The sequence below is a fragment of the Pseudomonas sp. GV047 genome, assembly GCF_003058245.1.
GTDB classification, from domain to species: Bacteria; Pseudomonadota; Gammaproteobacteria; order Pseudomonadales; family Pseudomonadaceae; genus Aquipseudomonas; species Aquipseudomonas marginalis.
The window spans coordinates 142,090-162,201 of the sequence record NZ_QCWA01000010.1 but is presented as its reverse complement, the minus strand read 5'-3'; the positions used below and the strand labels follow the sequence as shown (position 1 = coordinate 162,201).

General features: G+C 62.5%; 13 protein-coding genes and 1 pseudogene. 9 read left to right on the top strand and 5 right to left on the bottom strand.

Annotation, left to right across the window (positions count from 1 at the left end; all coding sequences use genetic code 11):
* Window positions 1-121: 121 nt before the first annotated feature.
* Entirely contained in the window at window positions 122-640 is a 519-nt protein-coding gene (locus tag C8K58_RS23765; protein WP_027605675.1) for an SgcJ/EcaC family oxidoreductase, read from the top strand.
* A gap of 1,076 nt (window positions 641-1,716) precedes the next feature.
* Window positions 1,717-3,048 (top strand): ABC transporter substrate-binding protein, encoded by a 1,332-nt coding sequence (locus tag C8K58_RS23755; protein WP_027605676.1) that lies wholly within the window; start codon window positions 1,717-1,719, stop codon window positions 3,046-3,048.
* Between the two features lie 3 nt (window positions 3,049-3,051).
* Here the strand turns inward: C8K58_RS23755 and C8K58_RS23750 are convergent, their stop codons facing one another.
* From C8K58_RS23750 to C8K58_RS23730, 5 genes are read right to left on the bottom strand one after another with little or no spacing between them, the layout of a single operon-like run.
* Window positions 3,052-4,683, bottom strand: a complete 1,632-nt coding sequence (locus tag C8K58_RS23750) for an ABC transporter ATP-binding protein (protein ID WP_098479624.1) — start codon at window positions 4,681-4,683, stop codon at window positions 3,052-3,054.
* Window positions 4,680-5,564 carry an ABC transporter permease gene (locus C8K58_RS23745; protein WP_108574462.1) on the bottom strand — a complete coding sequence of 295 codons (885 nt, stop codon included), beginning with the start codon at window positions 5,562-5,564 and terminating at the stop codon, window positions 4,680-4,682. The genes C8K58_RS23750 and C8K58_RS23745 overlap by 4 nt, the downstream gene beginning before the upstream one ends.
* Window positions 5,565-5,567: 3 nt before the next feature.
* On the bottom strand, window positions 5,568-6,518 hold the full coding sequence (locus tag C8K58_RS23740) for an ABC transporter permease (protein WP_098479622.1): 951 nt from the start codon (window positions 6,516-6,518) through the stop codon (window positions 5,568-5,570).
* Window positions 6,515-8,128 (bottom strand): ABC transporter substrate-binding protein, encoded by a 1,614-nt coding sequence (locus C8K58_RS23735; RefSeq protein ID WP_043293540.1) that lies wholly within the window; start codon window positions 8,126-8,128, stop codon window positions 6,515-6,517. Before C8K58_RS23735 ends, C8K58_RS23740 begins: the two co-directional genes overlap by 4 nt.
* Before the next feature lie 44 nt (window positions 8,129-8,172).
* Window positions 8,173-10,605 (bottom strand): TonB-dependent siderophore receptor, encoded by a 2,433-nt coding sequence (locus tag C8K58_RS23730; RefSeq protein ID WP_108574461.1) that lies wholly within the window; start codon window positions 10,603-10,605, stop codon window positions 8,173-8,175.
* A gap of 505 nt (window positions 10,606-11,110) precedes the next feature.
* Here C8K58_RS23730 and C8K58_RS23725 point away from each other — a divergent pair.
* The 7 genes and pseudogenes from C8K58_RS23725 to C8K58_RS32780 all read left to right on the top strand — a co-directional run.
* The gene (locus tag C8K58_RS23725; protein ID WP_108574460.1) at window positions 11,111-13,984 is read left to right on the top strand and encodes a PAS domain S-box protein; all 2,874 of its coding nucleotides are present in this window, start codon (window positions 11,111-11,113) and stop codon (window positions 13,982-13,984) included.
* Window positions 13,984-14,613: a response regulator transcription factor gene (locus C8K58_RS23720; RefSeq protein WP_108574459.1), complete on the top strand. Its 630-nt coding sequence runs from the start codon at window positions 13,984-13,986 to the stop codon at window positions 14,611-14,613. Before C8K58_RS23725 ends, C8K58_RS23720 begins: the two co-directional genes overlap by 1 nt.
* Window positions 14,614-14,929: 316 nt before the next feature.
* Complete coding sequence (locus C8K58_RS23715) at window positions 14,930-15,958, top strand: methyl-accepting chemotaxis protein (RefSeq protein WP_371914530.1); 1,029 nt, start codon at window positions 14,930-14,932, stop codon at window positions 15,956-15,958.
* 13 nt (window positions 15,959-15,971) lie between these two features.
* Window positions 15,972-16,340: a response regulator gene (locus C8K58_RS23710; protein ID WP_027605685.1), complete on the top strand. Its 369-nt coding sequence runs from the start codon at window positions 15,972-15,974 to the stop codon at window positions 16,338-16,340.
* 33 nt (window positions 16,341-16,373) lie between these two features.
* Window positions 16,374-16,691, top strand: coding sequence for a lipid asymmetry maintenance protein MlaB (locus C8K58_RS23705; RefSeq protein ID WP_027605686.1), 318 nt, complete (start codon window positions 16,374-16,376; stop codon window positions 16,689-16,691).
* A gap of 4 nt (window positions 16,692-16,695) precedes the next feature.
* Entirely contained in the window at window positions 16,696-18,828 is a 2,133-nt protein-coding gene (locus tag C8K58_RS23700) for a chemotaxis protein CheA (protein ID WP_108574458.1), read from the top strand.
* Between the two features lie 23 nt (window positions 18,829-18,851).
* Window positions 18,852-20,102, top strand: a pseudogene (locus C8K58_RS32780) (MCP four helix bundle domain-containing protein); the annotation flags it as partial.
* Window positions 20,103-20,112 lie beyond the last annotated feature (10 nt).

The window sequence follows — 20,112 nt, the reverse complement described above, 5'->3', positions numbered from 1 at the left end:
CAGGGTCGGACACCTTGGGCGCTATCTGCCAAATGGCATAGGTAAATACCTCCGGTTGGCCGATGGCGGCCGGTGGGCAGGTTGGCAAAGTGGCCGCAACGACGACCACTGGAGTATCGCCATGAAATTCAAGATTGCCCCGATCGCCCTGATGTTTGCCCTGAGCGTACCGTTTGTTCATGCCGCCGAGACGGCCCCGTATGTCTACCGTGAAGTCGCCCAGGCGCCGGCCAATGTCAAAGACCGCGAGATTGCCGGTTTATTCGACCGCTGGAACAGCGCCCTGCAGACCGGCAACGTGAAATCCGTGGTCGACCTCTACGCGCCGGGCGCTGTGTTGCAGCCGACCGTGTCCAACCAGGTGCGCACGACGCCGGAGCAGATCACCGACTACTTCGACCACTTCCTGGCGCTCAAGCCGGTGGGCCAGATCAACTACCGCGAGATCCGCCAACTGGGCAGCAACGTGGCCATGGACAGTGGCGTCTACACCTTCACCCTGACCGAGTCGGATGGCAAGGTGCGTCAGGTGCAGGCGCGCTACACCTTCGTCTATGAGCAGGTGGGTGGCCAGTGGAAAATTCTTAACCATCATTCTTCGGCGATGCCTGAAGTCCAGGCCAAGCACGCCAAGCAGTAATGGTTGGAGGGAAAATGCCCATCCCTTACCGGGGGTGGGCATTTTTTTGTTGGGGCTGGGAGATTGTTCCTGTGACGGCTCGGGAACCGGCGCCTGTCTAACTGATGGTCCGCGACCTGAATGTGGGAGGGCGCTTATCCCCCCGATGGCCATAGGTATCTACACAACTTTCAGCGGTCTGTGGCTTGCTTCCGTGGCGGCCTTAGAGCCGACCGGAGTTGGGTCTGGTGTACTGGGTAAATGTGGGAGGGGGCTTGCCCCCGATGAGGGAGTGTCAGTCACTTATTTTTTAACTGACCCGGCGCTATCGGGGGCAAGTCGAATCGTCGCACCGCCCCTCCCACATTTGGATCTCCACATATCAGCTAGAACTCGGTCTGCTTTTGCTCTGCTTTTGCTCTGCTTTTGCTCTGGCTTTTGATCTTGATCCTAGGCGCCCCGTCAAACACGCTGGCCGAACGCAGGCTTGAATCCGTGGGTAACCCGGCAGGACGCCGGGTTAGCCGTCCTGGGCCAAGGATGGCCCATGACGGCGGCCCACGGATTCAAGCCTTCGTTCGGGCACACCGAGCCTGGGCGAGGTGCCGAGTGTTGGGGCAAGAGCCCTTTGGTTACTTTGGGGCTTTTCCAAAGTGACCCGCTGTAAGAGCGGAACCATAGGTGGTCGTGACCGCAGCAACGGATATGTACTCATTCCAACTCCAGCGCATGGTCGGCCCGAAGGCCGCCACGGAAGCAACCACCCTCACCACTCGGCACCTCGCCCAGACTCGGTGTACCCGTCACCCGGTGAGTGCAGCAACGCTTTGGCGCCGTCCGGGTCATACCAGGCGTACTCGTAGTAGCGGTTGGTGAGGCTTTTCAGTTGCAGGTCGACGCTGACGACCGAGCGCGGTGTTGGTGGCGCAACAGCGGTTCAATAAAGTGTTCGATTGTCCTGGTCGTGAAGGGTGACCGGTACAGCGCCAACCCTCGAATGTGAGGGCTTCCAGGCTTGGCATGAATTGTGTTGTGACCCGATTGGCGCTGACCCGACAACGGGAGGGAAACCTCACCTTTCATAAGAAACCACACCCATGCACAACGTCTTGCAACGCACAGTCATCGCCAGCCTGCTGGCACTCGGCGCCTTGGGCGGGCCGGTGGCCCAGGCCGCCAATGATCAACAGTTCATCCCGCTGGCCACCTACCGGGTCGGCGCCTATGCGTCCAGCGGCATTCCGTGGTGGGCGGGGGAGATTGATTACTTCCGCTACATCAACGAGGTCGAAGGCGGCGTGAACGGCGTCAAGCTGGTCTGGCAGGAATGCGAGACGGAGTGGAAGACCGACCGCATCATCGAATGCTATGAGCGCTACAAAGCCGGTCTCGACGGCGCACCCACCGGGTTCTTCTTCACCCACAGCACACCGGCCTCCTATGCGCTGATGGACCGTGCCGCCATTGACCACATCCCGTTGATCGACGGCGCCGGCGGGCGTACCGAATCCACCGATGGCCGCGTGTTCCCCTACGCGTTCCCGCTGTTGCTCAACTACTACGGCCAGGCGTCGGTGGGCATCAACTACATCGCCCAGCGCGAAGGCGGCCTGGACAAGCTCAAGGGCAAGAAGATCGTCACCGTCTACCACGACTCCGCCTACGGCCGCGAAACCCAGGCGGCCATGCAGTTGCTGGCGCAAAAGTACGGGTTCGAGAACATCCAGATCCCCGTGGCCGATCCCGGCAACGAGCAGTCCACCCAGTGGCGCCAGGTGCGGCAGATCAACCCGGACTGGGTGTTCCTGCGCACGTGGGGCGTGTCCACCCCCGTCGGCATCAAGACCGCCGTGCGCTTTGGCATCCCCGTGGACCGCCTGATCGGCGATGTGTGGGCCGGCTCCGAAGCCGATGTGATACCCGCCGGCACCGCCGCCAAGGGCTACCAGGCGCTGGCGCCGTTCCCCGGTGGCGACAGTTTCGACATCCATAAAAAGCTCAAGCAGTTCATCCTCGATCCCGGCAAGAGCAACCTCAAGGACCCCAGCTACTTCGGCAAGGTCTACTACAACATCGGCCTGATCAACGCCGCGATTGCCGTCGAAGCGCTGCGCACCGGCCAGGCCAAATTCGGCAACCGCGCGCTGAACGGCGAGGAAACCCGCTGGGCGTTCGAGCACCTGGACATCGACGCCGCGCGCCTCAAGGCCATGGGGTTCGAAGGTCTGCTGGCACCGTTGAAGCTGTCCTGCGCCGACCACGAAGGTGGCGGTTCCGCCCGGGTGCAGCAATGGGATGGGCAAAAGTGGGTGCTGGTGACCGACTGGCTGCAGGCCGACCGCGCCACCTTGCGCCCGTTGATCGAAGCCAAGTCCGCCGCGTATGCCCAGGAGAAGGGCATCGTGGCGCGTGATTGCTCGGCACAGTAAACCTCAGGCGGCGCTTGCCGTGACGTGACGGCCAGGGATGGCCGCAATCAATTCACGGGTGTAGTCGCTGGCCGGCTGGTTGAAGATGCGTTCCACCGAGCCCTGTTCAACCACGCGGCCATTGCGCAGCACCAGCACCTCATGGGCGAAGTTGGCCACCACTGACAAGTCGTGGGACACCAGCACGTAGGCGATGCCCATTTCCCGTTGCAGCTCTTCCAGCAGGTCAAGAATGCGCGCCTGCACCGACACGTCGAGGGCGCTGACCGGTTCATCCAGCAACAGCAGGTCGGGTTTCAACGCCAGGGCCCTGGCGATGGCGACCCGTTGGCACTGGCCGCCGGACAGTTCACGGGGCAGACGATCGAGAAAACTCGCCGGCAGGTGCACGCGGCTGATCAACGCCCGCGCCGCCTGTTCCAGGGCAGCGCCCTTGAGCAAGCCAAACGACACCAGCGGCTCAACAATGCTGTCGAACACGGTGAAACGCGGGTCCAGCGCCGCGAAGGGGTTTTGTTGCACCAGTTGCAGGCGTTGGCGCAACGGGCGGAAGTCGCGCCAGCTCAGGTCGGTGACGTCTTGCTGCTCGAACCGGACGCGGCCCTGGGTCGGCTTCTCCAGGCCCAGGGCGATACGCAGCGCGGTGCTCTTGCCCGAGCCGGACTCGCCGACGATGGCCAGGGTCTGGCCGGGGTAGACCTCCAGGCTCAGATCCTCCAGGGCCACGAAGGTCGAGGCTTCGCCCTTGACCTTGGGCAGGGCAAACGTCTTGCCGACGTTGTCCAGGCTCAGGATCGGCTCACGTCCCAGGTCGAGGTTGAGCAACGGTTCACGCCGCCTGGCGAAGGCGGGTGCAGCGGCGATCAGCGCGCGCGTGTAGTCGTGGCTGGGCTGCGCGAGGATCTGCCGTGGCGGACCTTGTTCCACCACCTCACCCTGTTGCATCACCAGGATACGGTCGGCACGGTCGAGCGCCACGCCCAGGTCATGGGTGATGATCAGCAGGGAAATGCCGCGTTCACTGACCAGGCGCTGCAAGTGGTCGAGGATCTTGCGCTGCACGGTCACGTCGAGGGCGCTGGTGGGTTCGTCGGCGATGATCAGGCGCGGGTTGCCGGCCAGGGCGATGGCGATCAGCACGCGCTGGCGCATGCCGCCGGAGAGTTCATGGGGGTACTGGCGCGCGCGCAATACCGGGTTGTCGATGCCCACCTGTTGCAGCAGCTCGACAATGTCGGCATCGACGCCGGGGTAGCGTTTGCCCTTGGCGAGTATCAGCGCCTCGGCGATCTGCTGGCCGATGCGCAGCGTGGGGTTGAGGCTGACCATCGGGTCCTGGGGCACCAGGCCGATGGTGCGCCCGCGCAGCTTGCGTTTCTGCCGTTCGCTGGCGTGGGTCAGGTGGTGGCCATCCACCCACAGTTCACCGGCGCCGATCTGCGCATTCTCGGGCAGCAGGCCTAGGATCGCATTGGCCAGGGTGGATTTGCCCGAGCCGGACTCGCCGACAATCGCCACGGTCTCGCCCTGGGTGAGTGAAAACGACAGGCTGCGCACCGCCGGATTGAGCTGGCCGCCGGAACGGTAGTCGACACTCAGTTGGCGCACATCGATTAAAAGCGGCTGGCTGCTCATCGCTGGATCTCCTCGAACGTGCGGGCGATATGGTTGAGGCTGAACACCACGGCCACCAGGAACAGGCCGGGCAGCAAGGACACCCACGGCGCCGTGATCAGGAAGTGGCGGCCGTTGGCGATCAAGGTGCCCCATTCCGCCGCCGGTGGGGCGGCGCCGAAACCGAGAAAACTCAAGCCTGCGGTGGCGAGGATCGCGGCGCCGAAATCCAGGGTCGCCAGCACGGCTACCGGGCCCCAGGCGTTGGGCAGGATGTGCCGCAACAACGTGCGGCCCCAACTGGCACCGCCCAGGCGAGCGGCTTCGACATAGGGCAGGGTTTTCACCCGCAGCACTTCGGCACGGGTGGTGCGGGCAAAGCCGGGAATGATGCCGATGCCCACGGCAATCGCCACCGGTACCGTACCGAAGCCGATGGCCGTGACAATCGCCAGGGCCAGCAACAGGCCGGGCAGGGCCAGCAGCACATCGACAACGCGCATGATCAGCGCATCGATACGGCCACCGGCAAACCCGGACAAAATGCCCAGCCCCAACCCGCCCACCAGGGCGATGCCGACCGCCAGGGAGGCGGCCAGCACTGACAGGCTGGCGCCGTAGACCACGCGGGTGAACAGGTCGCGGCCCAGTTCATCGGTGCCGAACCAGTGGGTCAGGTTGGGGGCGCTGAGTTTGGCGGCCGGCGCGGTGGCGTAAGGGTCGAAGCTGCTCAGCTGCTGCGGCGTCACAGCGGCGACCAGCGAGAACAGCACCACCAGCACCGCCAGGCTGAACCCTGGGCGGCGCAGCAATGGCAGGAGTGTCGCCGTTGCGCGTTGTAAGGGGCTGCGGCGGCGCCAGAGTGTTTCGCTGCGGATCAGTTTCCGGGTAAGCGTCGTCATGGTCTAGGACACCTTGGGCGTGTGGGAGATGCGCGGGTCGAGCCAGGGATAAAGCAGGTCCACCAGCAGGTTCACCAGGACAAATGCCGCCGCCGAGACCGCGACGATGGCCAGCACCACCGGAATATCCTGGCGCAGCACCGCTTCCTGGGCCAGGCGGCCGATGCCGGAGCGGGCGAAGATGGTTTCCACCAGCACCGCGCCGGACACGGTGTTACCCACCTGCAGGCCGATCAGGGTGAGGATCGGCAGCGCGGCGTTCCTGAACCCGTGGCGCGCCTGCACCTGGCCGCGGCTCAAGCCCTTGGCGTAGGCGGTGACGATATAGGCCTCTTTCCACACGCCCTGGAAGCTGCGTTGCAGCACCTGGGCGTACACCGCGGCGCTCGGAATCGCCAGGGTGACTGCCGGCAGCACCAGACTTTCGAAGCCCTTGCTGCCGGTGGCGGGAAACCAGCCCAGGCCAAATGCAAATACCTGGATCAGCAGCAAGCCCATCCAGAACACCGGCACCGAAAAGCCCAGGGACGGCAAGCGCGCGAGTGCTTTTTTCAACGGTTGCCAGCGGATATACGCGGTGAGGTAAGCCAGGCCGATACCGCCGAGCAGCGAGAGCACAATCGCCAGGCCGGCCAGGGAAAGGGTCTGGGGCAGGCGTTCGGCGAGTAACTCGGCCACCGGGCGATTGAGCGACAGTGACTGCCCGAAATCACCGTGCAGTGCCCCCAGCAGCAGGTCGATATATTGCTCGAACAGGCCTTTATCCAGCCCGTAGTAGGCGCGCGCCTTGGCCAGGTCTTCCACCGACAGGGCGTCGGCTTCCATGCCGGATGCACTGAGCATGATCGATAAGGTATCGCCCGGCAGCAGATAGAGGATGAAGTAGGTGATGCTATAGGCCCCCCATAGCACCAGCAGCGCCTGGCCGACCCGGCCGATCAGGTAGCGGCTCATGGCGTGCCGACCTCGATATCGCCCAGCAGCGCGAAGCCTTCGGCGGTCCAGCGGAAGTTTTTCACCTTGGGCGACGTCGCGGCCTGCCACACGCGCTCATACACCGGGAACGCCGAGCCTTCGTCGATCAGCAGGTCCTGCAGGTCGCCGTAGGCTGTCGCCCTTTGAGCGCTTTGGGTGGCGGTGATGCCGGCATCGAACAGGCCCTTGGCTTTTTCCAGGGTCGGCGCTGCGTAAAGGTTGGTGGCCAGGGTCGAGCTGTTGGCGGTGCGAGGGTCGAGGATGGTCTGCAAGATGATCGGATCGGCGCGGGTCATGTAGGTGCTGGTCAGGTCATAGTTACCGGCCGAGTTGTTGGCAACCCATTCGGCACGAGTGACCACGTTGAGCTTGACCTCGATACCGACCTTGCGCAGCTGGTCCTGGAGCAGCACATCCCCGGCAGTTTCCGCCGGGGTGATGTTGTAGCTCAGGCTCAGGCGCTTGCCGTCTTTGTGCCGGTAGCCATCGGTGCCCTTGGCCCAGCCGGCCTGGTCCAACAGGCGCTCGGCACCCGCGGGGTCGTAGGCCAGCTTGGCACCCTGGCTTTTGAAGTAGGGCGTGGTGACGTCGTAGATACCGTCCACCACCGGGAATTCGGCGTTGTACACGGTGCTGGCGTAGCTCTTGCGGTCAATGGCCTTTTGCACCGCCAGCCGTACTTGCTTGTCGGCCAGTGCCCGCTCGCCGCGGGTGTTGGGGTACAGGTTCAGCGCCGGCCCCGGCAGCGAGCGGCTCTGGATGGTGGCGCCCTTGGATTGGAACAGTTTCAGGTCGACTTCCGAGAACGGGTTGCGGGGCCACAGGATGTCGGCCTTGCCTTGCAGGAACAGGCCGTTACGCACGCTTTCCTCGGGGATGTAGGTGACGTCCACCGCCTCCAGGTGCGCTTCGCCCTGGTTTTTCATATTCGCCGACGCCCAGGCGTAACCCTTGCGCTTGGTCAGGTGCGCGCCGACTTCCGGGGTGTAGCTGGCCAATACGAACGGGCCGGTGCCGATGATCTTGCCAAGCGAACGCTCCTTGACGCTCAGCGCGTAGGAGGCCGGCGCGAGGATCGCCAGGTTGGTGGTGGAGGTCGCCTGCAGGAAGCCCGCATTGGGCTTGGCGAGCACCAGCTTGACGGTGAAGTCGTCGACTACTTCGGCGCGATCAAAGCCCGCCAGGTACGTCGCGCCGAAGGTGGCCGGCAGCTCGGTCGCCAGCGCCTTGTTGCTGTCAAAGGCGGTTTTCACGGCCTTGGCATCGAAGCGTTCGCCGTTGCTGAAGGTGACGTTGTCGCGCAGGTGGAAGGTGTAGGTCAACGCGTCGTCGCTGACTTCCCAGCTTTTCGCCAGCCAGGGAATGATCCTGCCGGTCTGCGGATCCTGGTCGGTGAGGGATTCGGCGATATTGCGCAGCAGCACCCGGTGTTCGAGCCAATAGACCTGGAACGGGTCGACGCTGACCAGGGTGGTGTTGTCGCCGAAGAAGGCGATGTTCAAGGTCTTGCCGGCCTGGCTGTCAGTGCCCGCAGGCGAGCAGGCGGCCAGGCTCAATGCCAGGGCGCAAGGGGCCAATAGACGGCTCATCAAGTTGGAGGTGTTCAATGGGATGCCCTCGTATGGCGATTGGCTTAGAAGTCGTAGGCCAGCTTGGTGTACCAGTAGCCGCCGCCGGGGTAGAACGGCGGGTTACCGTAGGGCGCCAAGCCCAGGTTGCTGTACACGGCGTGCCGGTCGGGGCGCACGTCGAAGATATTGGTGCCGCCGATGCTGACGGTGATCTGGTCGACGAAGGTGTAGCTGACGTCCAGGTCGGTGATCCATTTCGCACCGAAGCTGCGGTCGCCGGATGGGTTTACCGCCAGGGTCTTGACCGCACCGTAGCGGCTGGTTTGCAGGTTCACTGCGAGGTCCTCGACCTTCCAGTTGGCGCCCAGGATCCATTTGGTCTTGGGCGAGGCTTGGGTGAGATCGCCTTCGCGGTCGCGGCCCACCAGGGTGACGCCGGAGTTGGCCAGCGCACTCGGGGTGTCCCGTGTGCCTTCGATAGTGGTCTTGTTCCAGTTGAAGCCCAGGCTCCAGCGCACATCGCCCCAGGCATCCAGCGGCGTGGTGTGGTCGGCGACCACGTCCAGGCCACGGGTGCGGGTATCGAAGGCGTTGGTGTAGTAGTTGACCCAGGTCCCCGAGGGCACGCCTTGGGCGCTGAGGATGCCGTTGATCACGCCGTTGCCCTGGTCGTAGATATTGCTGGTCAGGGCGATGCGGTCGTCGATGTCGATCAGGTAAGCGTCGGCGGTGACGCTGGTGCGCGGTGCCGGCTGCCAGGTCAAGCCCAGCCCGAGGTTGCGTGACTTTTCCGGTTTGAGGTCGTCGCCACCCAAGGCCTTGGCCAGGTTGCTGCCCGACGGGGTCAGGCGGGTCACGGCGGGCACCACGTTGCCGTTCACATCCACGGCCACCCGGTTGTCGGCCACGGTGTAGCCGATCTGCGTCAGCGACGGCGCCCGGAAGCCGGTGCCGACGGTGCCGCGCACGGCGACGCTGTCGGTCAACTCGTAGCGCGAATTCACTTTGAGGCCGAAGGTGTTGCCCGAGTCGTCATCGTAATGTTCGATCCGCCCGGCGACGTCGAGAAACCAGCGTTCGGTCAGGTCGAAGCCCAGGTCCAGGTAGCCGGCGTAGTTGTTGCGGATCAGGCTGACTTCATCCTCCGGGCGAATCGTCACCGCCGCCTGTGCGCCCGATGCCGCCGGGTAGGTGCCGGTGATATAGGCTTCGGGGTCACCGGCGAAGGTGCTGAAATGTTCCCAGCGATGCTCCAGGCCGGCCGACACTTGCACCGGCGAGGTCAGGTTGAACAGGCTGTCGTAGCGGCGGGTGACGTCCAGATTGTTCACCCACTGCTCGAAACGGAAGGTGGCCAGGTTGTCGAACCTGGTCGGCGACGCGGTGCCCAGGGACGGGTTGATATTCAGGTCGCTGGAATGGTGGACGTTGTTGCGTCCGTAGGTGGTGCTCAGGTCCCAGTTCCACTCGGCCGCCTGGCCCTTGCCGCCGAACAGCAGTTGGTAGTCGCGGTCCTTGATGTTGTTCAGCGGGTAGTAGCCGTCGGGGAACACCTCGGGCACGGCGGCCCGGCCGGTCGGCAGGCGGAAGTAGTTGGCGGCCTCGGCATCGCGCTCGCCGTAGGTCGAGAACGAGTAGAGCGTCAGGTCTTCCAGGGGCAGTTCGGCGTTATAGGCGAGGTTGAAGGCTTTCAGGTCCGGGTCGCCGTTCTTGATGGCCACGCGGTCCCAGGCCGCTTCCCTGGCCGGGTCGTTGAAAGCGCGCACGCTGCTGTCGGCCTTGTCGTTCCAAGAGGCCTCGCCGCGCTTGCGGGCGTCGGCGGAGAGGTGGAAAAAGCCGCCGTCGCCGAGCTTGAAACCCTGGTCGCCGGCCACCTTGATCGTTTCCCCCTGGCCGGAAAACAACTGGCCGTAACTGGTTTCCAGGTGTCCGCCGCTATTGCCGGCCTTGAGGATGATATTGATTACCCCGGCCACGGCATCGGAACCGTACTGGGCCGCCGCGCTGTCTTTAAGCACCTCGATATGGTCCACCGAACTGACCGGGATCAGGTCGATGTCCACCGCATTGGCGCCGCTGTTGTCGATCGACCCGCGCTGGCCGGTGGCGCCGTTGTGTCGGCGTTTGCCGTTGACCAGCACCAGAGTATAGGCCGGGCCGAGGCTGCGGTTGCTCAGCGGACGCGTCACCGAGTTGTAGCCGGCGATATTGGTGCCGAAGTTGAACGACGGCAGCAGCTTGGCAATCGCCTCGGACAACTCGGCGCGCCCGGTCTTGAGCAGCTGTTCGCTGTTGATCACGTCAATCGGCGCCGGGCTGTCGGCCACGGTGCGTTGCTGGCCACGCAAACCGGTGGAGATCACGGTCACCGTATCGAGCTTGGCCTCGTCGGCGGCGGCCTCGGCGAAGGAGGGTGCGCCGGCCAGCAGCAGGGAACTGGTCAGCAGTGACAGGTGGAGTCTTCTGCGGGGTAGGGGGGCGGCGATGTCTGGCATGTCGGAAAGGGTCCATGTAAGCCTGCTGAAGGCTCCTGGTGATCGGGGGTACGTCCTCCGCCAGGCATGGGGTCGGTGTGTGGAATGAAGATATCCCTATAAAAAACCGTGGGGAAAGTCTTTTTTGGAATAAGCTAATTATTAGATATTGTTATCTTGCGAATTTATAAGATCATCTATTTTTATTATGTGCAGGGCCTTGGCGTGGGTTGAGTGTTCGACATCCAAAACATCGACGTGGGGTGGCATGCCGGAGGCCGGCGTGAGGATTCCTTGCGGCTGAACGTAAATCTTTAGTCTGGCTGGCGCCGGCTGTAAATGAGACTACGATAGTCTCCATCAAGTGCCGGGCAATGCTATCCATAGGGTGTTGTTTTTGTGGGCACCCGTTGGGCATACATTCAATTGAATGGGTTTCAGGCTTTTATGGAGCGAGCCAGCACGGACTGATGAAGTATTTACGCTGGGTTTTTCATCGTAAGCGTGAACGCATGCAGGAGCGGTAATGGCAGACAAGGATGTGCTGCAAACCCTTGAAGGTGTGCTGGATTGCCTGTCGGGCGCGGTTGTGGTCCTGGATCGATCTGCCCGGGTCGTGTTGGGCAACCCTGGGTTTTCAAGGTTGCAGTGCCAGAACGGCGTCCCTCCCGAGACGACCACTGAGTTTCTCTCCTTGCTGCGCCCCCAGGACAGCCGGCTTTTTTATGCGGCACTGGAAAAGGCCGATGGGCGATCCCGGGTGTGTTTCGAGGCGACCGCGAGGCAGTCCGGCCGGTTGAACCTGTCGATGACACCGTGGCGCGACGACTATTTTATTGTTGAAATCCTTCCCCTGCCTGGGCCCCCAACCGCGCATTCCCACAGCGAGCGCTTCTCCGAGATCCCCCTTGAAGCCATTTTCGATTCCTCCGGCACCGGTTTGGCGCTTGTGTCACTGGACGGTCGTTGGCTGAGGGCCAACAGCGTCATTTGCAGGCTGCTTGGCTACAGCGAGGCACAGCTGCAAAACACCACGTTCATGGCATTGACCCACCCCGAAGACCGCGAAGTGGGCAAGCAGCTGATAGAAGAGTTGAAGGGCGGTACACGGCAGGGCGCCACCTTGCATAAACGCTACATCCACCACGACGGCCAGGTTGTCTGGGTGCGCCTGACCGTGGGGCTGGTGCGGGACGACCAGGGGCAGCCGATCTGTTTTGTCTCCCAGCTGGAAGACATCACCGAGAACTGGCAGCTTCGCGAAACCTTGCTGGGCAGCGAGCTGAAATTCCTCACCCTGGCGGAGAATTCACCCAACATCATTGTGCGCTACGATCGCAACCTGTCGCGTACGTACGTCAACCCGACGTTCCTGCTCTTGACCGGCATGTCTTATGACGAAGCCATAGGCGCCGGCCCTGAGGAGCAGCCCGGCGATTACCTCGACCATCTGCGCCATGTGGCATCCACAGGCCAGACCGCTCAATTCCTCAACAGTTGGACGGTCGGCGCCGGTGGTGAAGCGGTGAGTTGTGTCGTCAGCCTGATGGCTGAACGCGGCCCATCCGGTGAGGTGGCAGGCGTACTGGCCATGGCCCACGACATCACTGAGTGGCGCAAACAGCAGGTACTTGAAGATGCACGTCTGCGCATCTTCGAAACAATGGCCACGGGCGCCTCACTGGACGAAACCCTGGGGTTGCTGGTGAGTTATCTTCAACTGGCCTTGCCTCACTGCTCCTGTGGCGTCGTGCTTGCTGACCCGCAAAGCCCCGGCTCGTGGGAGCCCATGGCTTCTTCCCCAGGCTGGTACGAGCCCATCCTCGGCAATCAGGGGCAGGTCCTTGGGGCTTTCGCGTTGTCGCGCTCACCCGGTTCTGCGCTGGACGAGAGCGACCGGCAGCGCGTGCGCCAGACCTGTCACATTGCCGCGATTGCCATCGAACGCTGGCGCTCCGAATCCTTGCTCAGGGAGCGCGAGCGCCGCTACCGGGATATTTTCGACCATACCCTGGACATGTTGTGCCTGCTGGAGGCTGCGCCACGGGGTGAGCTGCGCTGTGTCGAGGTCAATCCGGCCCTGTTGCAGGTGCTTGGGAAACCCCATGGCGAGGTTATTGGCGAGACGCTGGCGTCGATATTTGGCCGGCTCAACGCGGAAAGAATCCAGACCCTCCATGACCAGTGCAGGGCCGCCGAACGGGTGGTGGAGTCTGAGGAGAGCATGGTGCTGCGCAACGAAGTGCGCAACCTGCACTTTACCCTGGTGCCGGTCGCCGACTCGGGCAGTGTGGGCCCGCGGGTGTTGGTGATCGGTCGTGATGTGACCCATTTGACCCGGGCCCGGCAGAAAGAACTGGAACGCCAGCACGACATCAACGCCCTGGTGGAAAACAGCCCGGACGCCGTCGCGCGCTTGAGTGTTTTCGGGGAGGTGCTCTACGTCAATGCGCAGTTGCGAAAATGGGTGGGCGGGGCCTGGCCGGAACTGATGGGCATGCCCATGGATGAAGTGGTGCCGCTGAACGCCCAGTCCCAGCTTTTTCGAGAATTGGTGGCCCAGGTGATTCGCCAGAACAAAGCCACGGAACAGGAGTTCTTATTGTCGGGTTTGAAAACCGCGCCCAAGGTGGTGTTGATCCACTTTGTTCCCGAGGTCGACGGCCAGCGGGTCGTCAGCGTGCTGGCCGTCGGGCGCGATATTTCCAAGCTGCGCGCGGCGGAGCGGCGCCTGGCCAATTCCAACGCGCAATTACGCGACCTGTCGACCCGCCGGGAAACGGCGCGGGAAGAGGAACGCAAACTGATTGCCCGGGAGATCCATGACGAACTGGGCCAGCACCTGACGGCGCTGCGCATGGGCATCTCGTTGCTGAGGTTTCAGTTCGGCACCGATACGCCTGAACTCACCCCTCAGGTCGAGCGGTTGATGGCGCTGACCGACAAGACCATCCAGGTGGTGCGCAACGTGTCCACGAGCCTGCGCCCCTCCGCGCTGAACCTGGGGCTGGTGTCCGGTCTTGAATGGCTGACAGCCGAATTCGTCACCCTGACCCAGGTCCCCTGTGCGTTGAACCTGCCGCTGATTGCCCTGACCCTTCCGGATACCCACGTGACCGCAGCGTTTCGCATCGTGCAGGAATCGCTGACCAATATCGCGCGTTATGCCGAAGCGACTCAGGTCAGCGTCACCCTGAGCCCGCAGGAGACCCACTGGGTGCTCGAGGTCCAGGACAACGGCAAGGGCTTTGACCCGGATGCCGTCGGCCGCCAGACCCTGGGCTTGGCCGGCATGCGTGAGCGCGGCCTGATGCTGGGCGGCAAAGTGATCATTTTCAGTCATCCTGGGCAGGGCACTACGGTCCAGGCGTTCATTCCGATGCATAAGGATAGGTATTGATGATTCGCATGCTGATCGCCGATGACCACACCATCATGCGCGAAGGGCTCAAGCAACTGTTCTCGCTGGTCGCCGACGTGCAGGTGGTGGCCGAAGCCGAGAGTGGCACGCAACTGATCGAACTGTTGCGCCAGGTCGAGATCGACCTGCTGCTGCTCGACATGAATATGCCGGGTATCAGCGGCGAGATTTTGATTGCCCGCCTGCATACCCAATACCCGAAACTGCCGATTCTGGTGTTGAGCATGCATAACGAAATCCATATCGCGCAACGGGCATTACGCGCCGGTGCACTGGGCTACCTGACCAAGGATCGCGATCCCGAAACCCTGTTGATCGCGATGCGTCGAGTGGTCAGTGGCCAACGCTACCTCGACCCCGGGCTGGCGGAACAGATCGCGCTGCAAAGCAGTGGCTTGAAGCAGCAGACCTTTGTCGAGAGTTTGTCCGATCGCGAGTTCCAGATCCTGCGCCTGCTGGCGCACGGCATGAGCGTCAACCAGATCGCCGAGCAGTTGGTCATCAGTAACAAGACGGTCAGCACCCATAAGACCCGGCTGATGGAAAAGATGGGGTTCTCCTCCACCGCCGACATTGTGCGTTTCGCCATGACCCTGGGTATTTCCTGAAGCGTGTACGGGGGTAGGGATTTTCCTAGGCGGTTTTCCAGGATCCCTACCCCAGAATAGGGATGCTCCGATGGTGGCAGTGCCATTATCGGGCCAGTATCTCTTTCAAGCAGTCGAATGGCCGGTCAGGTCGTGACGACAAGCCTTGACAGGGAGACAGACCGTGAGCGCACCGACACCACCCCCTTCCGCTGCTTTGACCCTGTTTCCGGTTGCGTTCGCGGGCCTGCTGGGCGGGCTTGCGATTGCCTGGAGCGAGCGCTTCAGCATCGGGGCGCTGGCCGCCGGCGGCGCGGTGTTGGCGTTGTGTATCGGCATGGGCCTGTGGGCAAACGGCAGGAGCCGGGCGCAGTGGAGGGGCCTGCAGCAGCTCGATCAACAGGCATCCATTGCTCCGGCACTGGCCGTCGATAACGGCCTGGCACAGGTGTGCGTCAGCGTGCTGCCGATCTGGTCGCGGCAGATAGAAGCGGCGCGTTCGATCAGTGAAACCTCGATTCTCAGCCTCAGCGAGCGTTTTGGCACGCTGTCATCCAACATCAGCCACAGCGTCTCCAGCAATGGCGGCCAGGACGCTTCGCAACAATTGGTCGACTTGCTGGAGGTCGGCCAGGCCGACCTCAACTCCATCGTCATGGCCCTGCGCGCCGCGCTCACCAATAAGGAGAATGAGCTCAAGGAAGTCATGCAGCTCTCGAGCTTCACCGAGCAGCTTCAGCAGATGGCCAAGTTTGTCGGTGACATCGCCAGTCAAACCAACCTGCTTGCCCTCAACGCGGCTATCGAGGCTGCGCGAGCCGGGGAGGCGGGGCGAGGGTTTGCGGTGGTCGCCGATGAAGTGCGCAAGTTGTCGAGCATGTCCGGCGAGACCGGGCGCAAGATCAGCGAAACCGTGATCACCGTCAACGCCGCCATCGCCCGCACGGTGCAGATGTCCCGCCACCACGCCGAACAAGACACCCTGACCCTCGCCGATTCGGAGCGCGTGGTGTCGGAGGTTATCGAACATTTTCGCACGACCGCCCAGACCATTGTGCGCAACAGCCATGACCTGCAGCAGCAGAGCGCCAACGTCGCCGACGAGATTGCCCAGGTGCTGGTTGCCCTGCAGTTCCAGGACCGCGTCAGCCAGATGCTGACCTTGATTACCCGCGACCTGGACAAGTTGCAGCAGCAGTTGGACGAACGTCATGAGTCGAGCCTCAGCGGACAGTCCCTGGCGCCAATGAGCAGTGACCGTTGGCTGCAGGAGCTGTCAACGGCCTACACCATGCCGGAGCAGCACGCCATTCATGGTGGTAAGGCGCCTGCCCAGGCCGATGCCAACGAAATCACGTTTTTCTAGAGGAGTTTTTCCGATGAGCAAGACCATTCTGATCGTCGACGACTCGGCCTCCATCCGCCAGGTGGTGAGCATCACCCTCAAAGGCGCCGGTTACGACGTGATCGAAGGCTGTGATGGCAAAGACGCCCTGAGCAAACTGGACGGCCGCAAAATCCACCTGATTGTCAGTGACGTGAACATGCCCAACATGGATGGCCTCAGTTTCGTCAAGGCGGCCAAGCTGTTGCCGGCCTACAAGTTCACGCCGGTCATCATGCTGACCACCGAAGCCAGCGATGCGATGAAGCAGCAAGGCCAGGCCTCCGGCGCCAAGGCCTGGATGGTCAAGCCCTTCCAGCCTGCGCAAATGCTGACCGCCGTCTCCAAGTTGATCCTGCCATAGCGATGACCAGCGACCGCTGGCCAGGAGGTTTACATGAAAAGCGCCGTCCCGATGCTACGTCGAATCCAGGTCATGGAAGGCCCCCTGACGATCTACACGGCTGCCGAGCAAAAGGACGTGCTGTTGTCGTTGTTTCCCCTGGCCCATGAAGTGGAGTTGGACCTGTCCAGTGTCGATGAACTCGACAGTGCCGGTTTGCAGCTGTTGATCCTCATCAAGCGCGAGTCTCTCAAGGAAGGCACCCAGTTGTTGCTGAGCAACCCCAGCTCGACGGTGAGCGAAGCCTTTCGCCTCAGCGGCCTTGACGACTACTTCACCAATGCGAGTTTCACCCAGTCGGTCGGAGCGTAAGCGTATGAACATGGATGACGTGCTGCAGACGTTCATTGCCGAAAGTCGCGAGCTTCTGTTGCAAATGGAAGATGCGCTGCTGCAGATCGAGAAGTCGCCCCAGGACCTGGACACCATCAACGGCCTGTTCCGCGTGGCCCACACCATCAAGGGGTCGGCCGGCCTGTTTGGCTTGATGCCGATCGTTGAGTTCACCCATGTCGCCGAAAGCGTGCTGGACCGGGTGCGCAGCCTGGAAGTGCGCGTCGACGAGGCGTTGAGTGCGTTGTTCCTCGACGCCCGTGACCATATTGGCCAATTGATCGACCTGCTGGCCGAGGACGGCAACCTGGATCGCCTGGACGAACCGGTGCGGGCTCAGGGTCAATCTATCATTGAGCGGCTGTCGCTGTATCTGGACGCGGCGGTCTCGACCCCGGCGCCGGCCCTTCAAGCGCCGGCGCCGGCGGATGAGCCAGGCGGCAGTCCCGGCCATTGGCATTTGTCGCTGCGCTTCGGCCCGGATGTGTTGCGCAATGGCATGGACCCCTTGGCGTTCCTGCGTTACCTGAGCACGCTGGGGCGTTTGCTGCACACCGTTACCTTGTTCGATGGGTTGCCGCCCATGACCGCCATGGACCCGGAAACCAACTACCTCGGGTTTGAACTCGCACTGGCCAGCGACGCTTCCCTGGAGGTCATCGACGGCGCCTTTGATTTTGTCCGCGAGGACGCGCTGGTTCGCATCCTTGCACCGAATGCCACGGTGCAGGCGTGTCGGACCCATCTCGACGGGTTGCCGGAAGACAACGCCACGCTGGTCGAGCTGCTGGTGCGTTGCGGCACATTGACCGAGGCCCAGGCCTTGCTCGTGACCCAGGACGCCGAGCAGGCACCGGTCGAAACGCGCAGCGAGCCTGATGTCCAGGAGTCGACAACGCCGCCGGTCAAGGCCGGCAAAAGCGCGGCGAGTAACGAAGGCAATCTGATTCGGGTCGATGCCGCCAAGCTGGACCAACTGATCAACCTGGTCGGCGAGCTGATCATTGCCGGTGCCGGCGCCAACCTGGTGGCGGTACGCAGTGGGATTGGCGAGATGATCGAAGCCACCAGCCTGTTATCGCGGCTGGTCGAGGAAGTCCGCGACTCGGCGCTGACCCTGCGCATGGTGCAGATCGGCGCAACCTTCACGCGGTTCCAGCGGGTGGTGCGGGACGTCTCCAAAGAGTTGGGCAAGGACATCGTGCTGCACATCGGCGGCGGTGAGACCGAGCTGGACAAGACCGTCGTCGAACGCATTGGCGACCCGCTGACCCATTTGGTGCGCAATGCCATGGACCACGGCATCGAGCCTGCGTCGACGCGCCTTCAGCGGGGCAAGCCGGCCCAGGGCACGGTCCGCCTGAATGCCTATCACGAATCCGGCAGCATCGTGATCGAGGTGTCCGACGACGGCGGTGGCCTGGCCAAGGACAAGATCCTGGCCAAGGCCCGTGAGCGTGGTTTGGTGGGAGAGGGCCAGCAGCCGTCGGACAAAGACATTCTGAATCTGATTTTCGAGCCGGGATTCTCCACCGCCGACCAGGTCAGCAACCTGTCCGGCCGTGGCGTAGGCATGGACGTCGTGAAGCGCAATATCACGGCGTTACGCGGCAGTGTCAGCCTCGAGAGCGAAGTCGGGCAGGGCACCACGGTGCGCATCCGCCTGCCGCTGACGCTGGCGATCATTGACGGTTTCCTGATCGGGGTGGGCAAGGCTTCTTACGTGATTCCGCTGAACATGGTGGAGGAGTGCATCGAGCTGGCACCTCAGCGGGGCACCGAAACCGGCTACCTGGACCTGCGGGGCGAGGTGCTGCCGATCCTGCGGCTGCGCGACATGTTTGATGTGCAAGAGCCTGGAGGCAACCGGGAAAACGTGGTCGTCGTGCAATACGCAGGCTTGCGTGCCGGCCTGGTGGTCGATCGCCTGCAGGGGGAGTTCCAAACCGTGATCAAGCCACTGGGCAAAGTGTTTGGTGATGCCCATGGGCTGGGCGGGTTCACCATCCTCGGAAGTGGAGCCGTTGCGCTGATCCTGGATATCCCGAATTTGCTAGGACAGGTTGCCAAGGAAACCCCCCATCGTTCGATCCCAAGCCCTTTATCGACTCATTGAAGCGTCATCAGGAGTGCCTCGCCATGACTGTTATCAGAAATATCATGTTGCTGGTTTTCACAGCCATGCTGGGTGTCTTCGTGTTGGGTGGCACCAGCCTGTACCTGGCCGGTGAAATCAATACGAGCGCCAGCTATGCCAACGTCAATACGGTGCCCAGCCTGCTGGAGATCGACCGCGCCGCCGCGGCCTTCACCGACCTGCATGCCTTGCAATGGCAACGCTTGAACGAGACCGACAAAAACAGCGTGCCGGCTTACGCGGCCAGCGTGGCGCAGGATTTCAGCGCCGTTGGCAAAGCCCTGGATCGCTATCAGGCCGAGTTGACCTCCGACGAGCACGATGCGGCGTTGTTGAAACAACTGCGCGGCCACTTGGCTGAGTTTGCGGCGTTGCAGACCCACTTCGACAAGCTCATCGATGACGGTGACCAGGCCGCGGCCCGTGCATTGATCGAGACCAGCCAGCCCCTGCAGACCGCCGTGCTCACGGCGATCGGCGAGCTGCGTGAATACAACCTGGAACTGGGGCGCAAGGGCCAGGTGCTCGCTACCACCACCGAGAAGAACGCACGCACCCTCATCCTGCTGGTGAGCGGCCTGACCCTGGTGGCTACCCTGCTGATCGGCGTCTTGCTGGGGCGCAATCTGATGCGCCGGCTCGGGGCGGAACCTACCGTGGTGCAAGCCTATGCGGCACGCCTATCGGCCGGCGAATTGAATGCCAAGGCGACGCTCAGGGCGGGAGACACCACCAGCCTGATGGCGAGCATGCAGCAGTTGGGCGCGAACCTGCATGAATTGATCGTGGAGATGGACCGTATGTCCAGTGAGCACGACAAGGGCGAGATCGATGCACAGATCGATGCCGGCCGCTTTCATGGCAGTTACCGCTCCATGGCCCAGGGCATCAACGATATGGTCAACGGCCACATCGCGGTGAAGAAAAAAGCCATGGCCTGCATACGCGCCTTCGGTAACGGTGATCTGTCTGCGCCCCTGGAACAATTCCCCGGCAAAAAAGTCTTTATCAACGACAGCATCGAGCTGTTGCGCAGCAACATCCTGGCGCTGATCAATGAAATGCAGCACATGTCCAGCGAGCATGAAAAAGGTGACATTGACGTGATGATCGATGTCGAGCGCTTCGCGGGTTCGTATCGGGATATCGGCCAGGGCATCAATGACATGGTCAACGGCCATATCAACGTGAAGAAAAAGGCCATGGCCTGTATTCGCGCGTTCGGCGAAGGGGATTTGTCCGCGCCCCTGGAGCGTTTCCCTG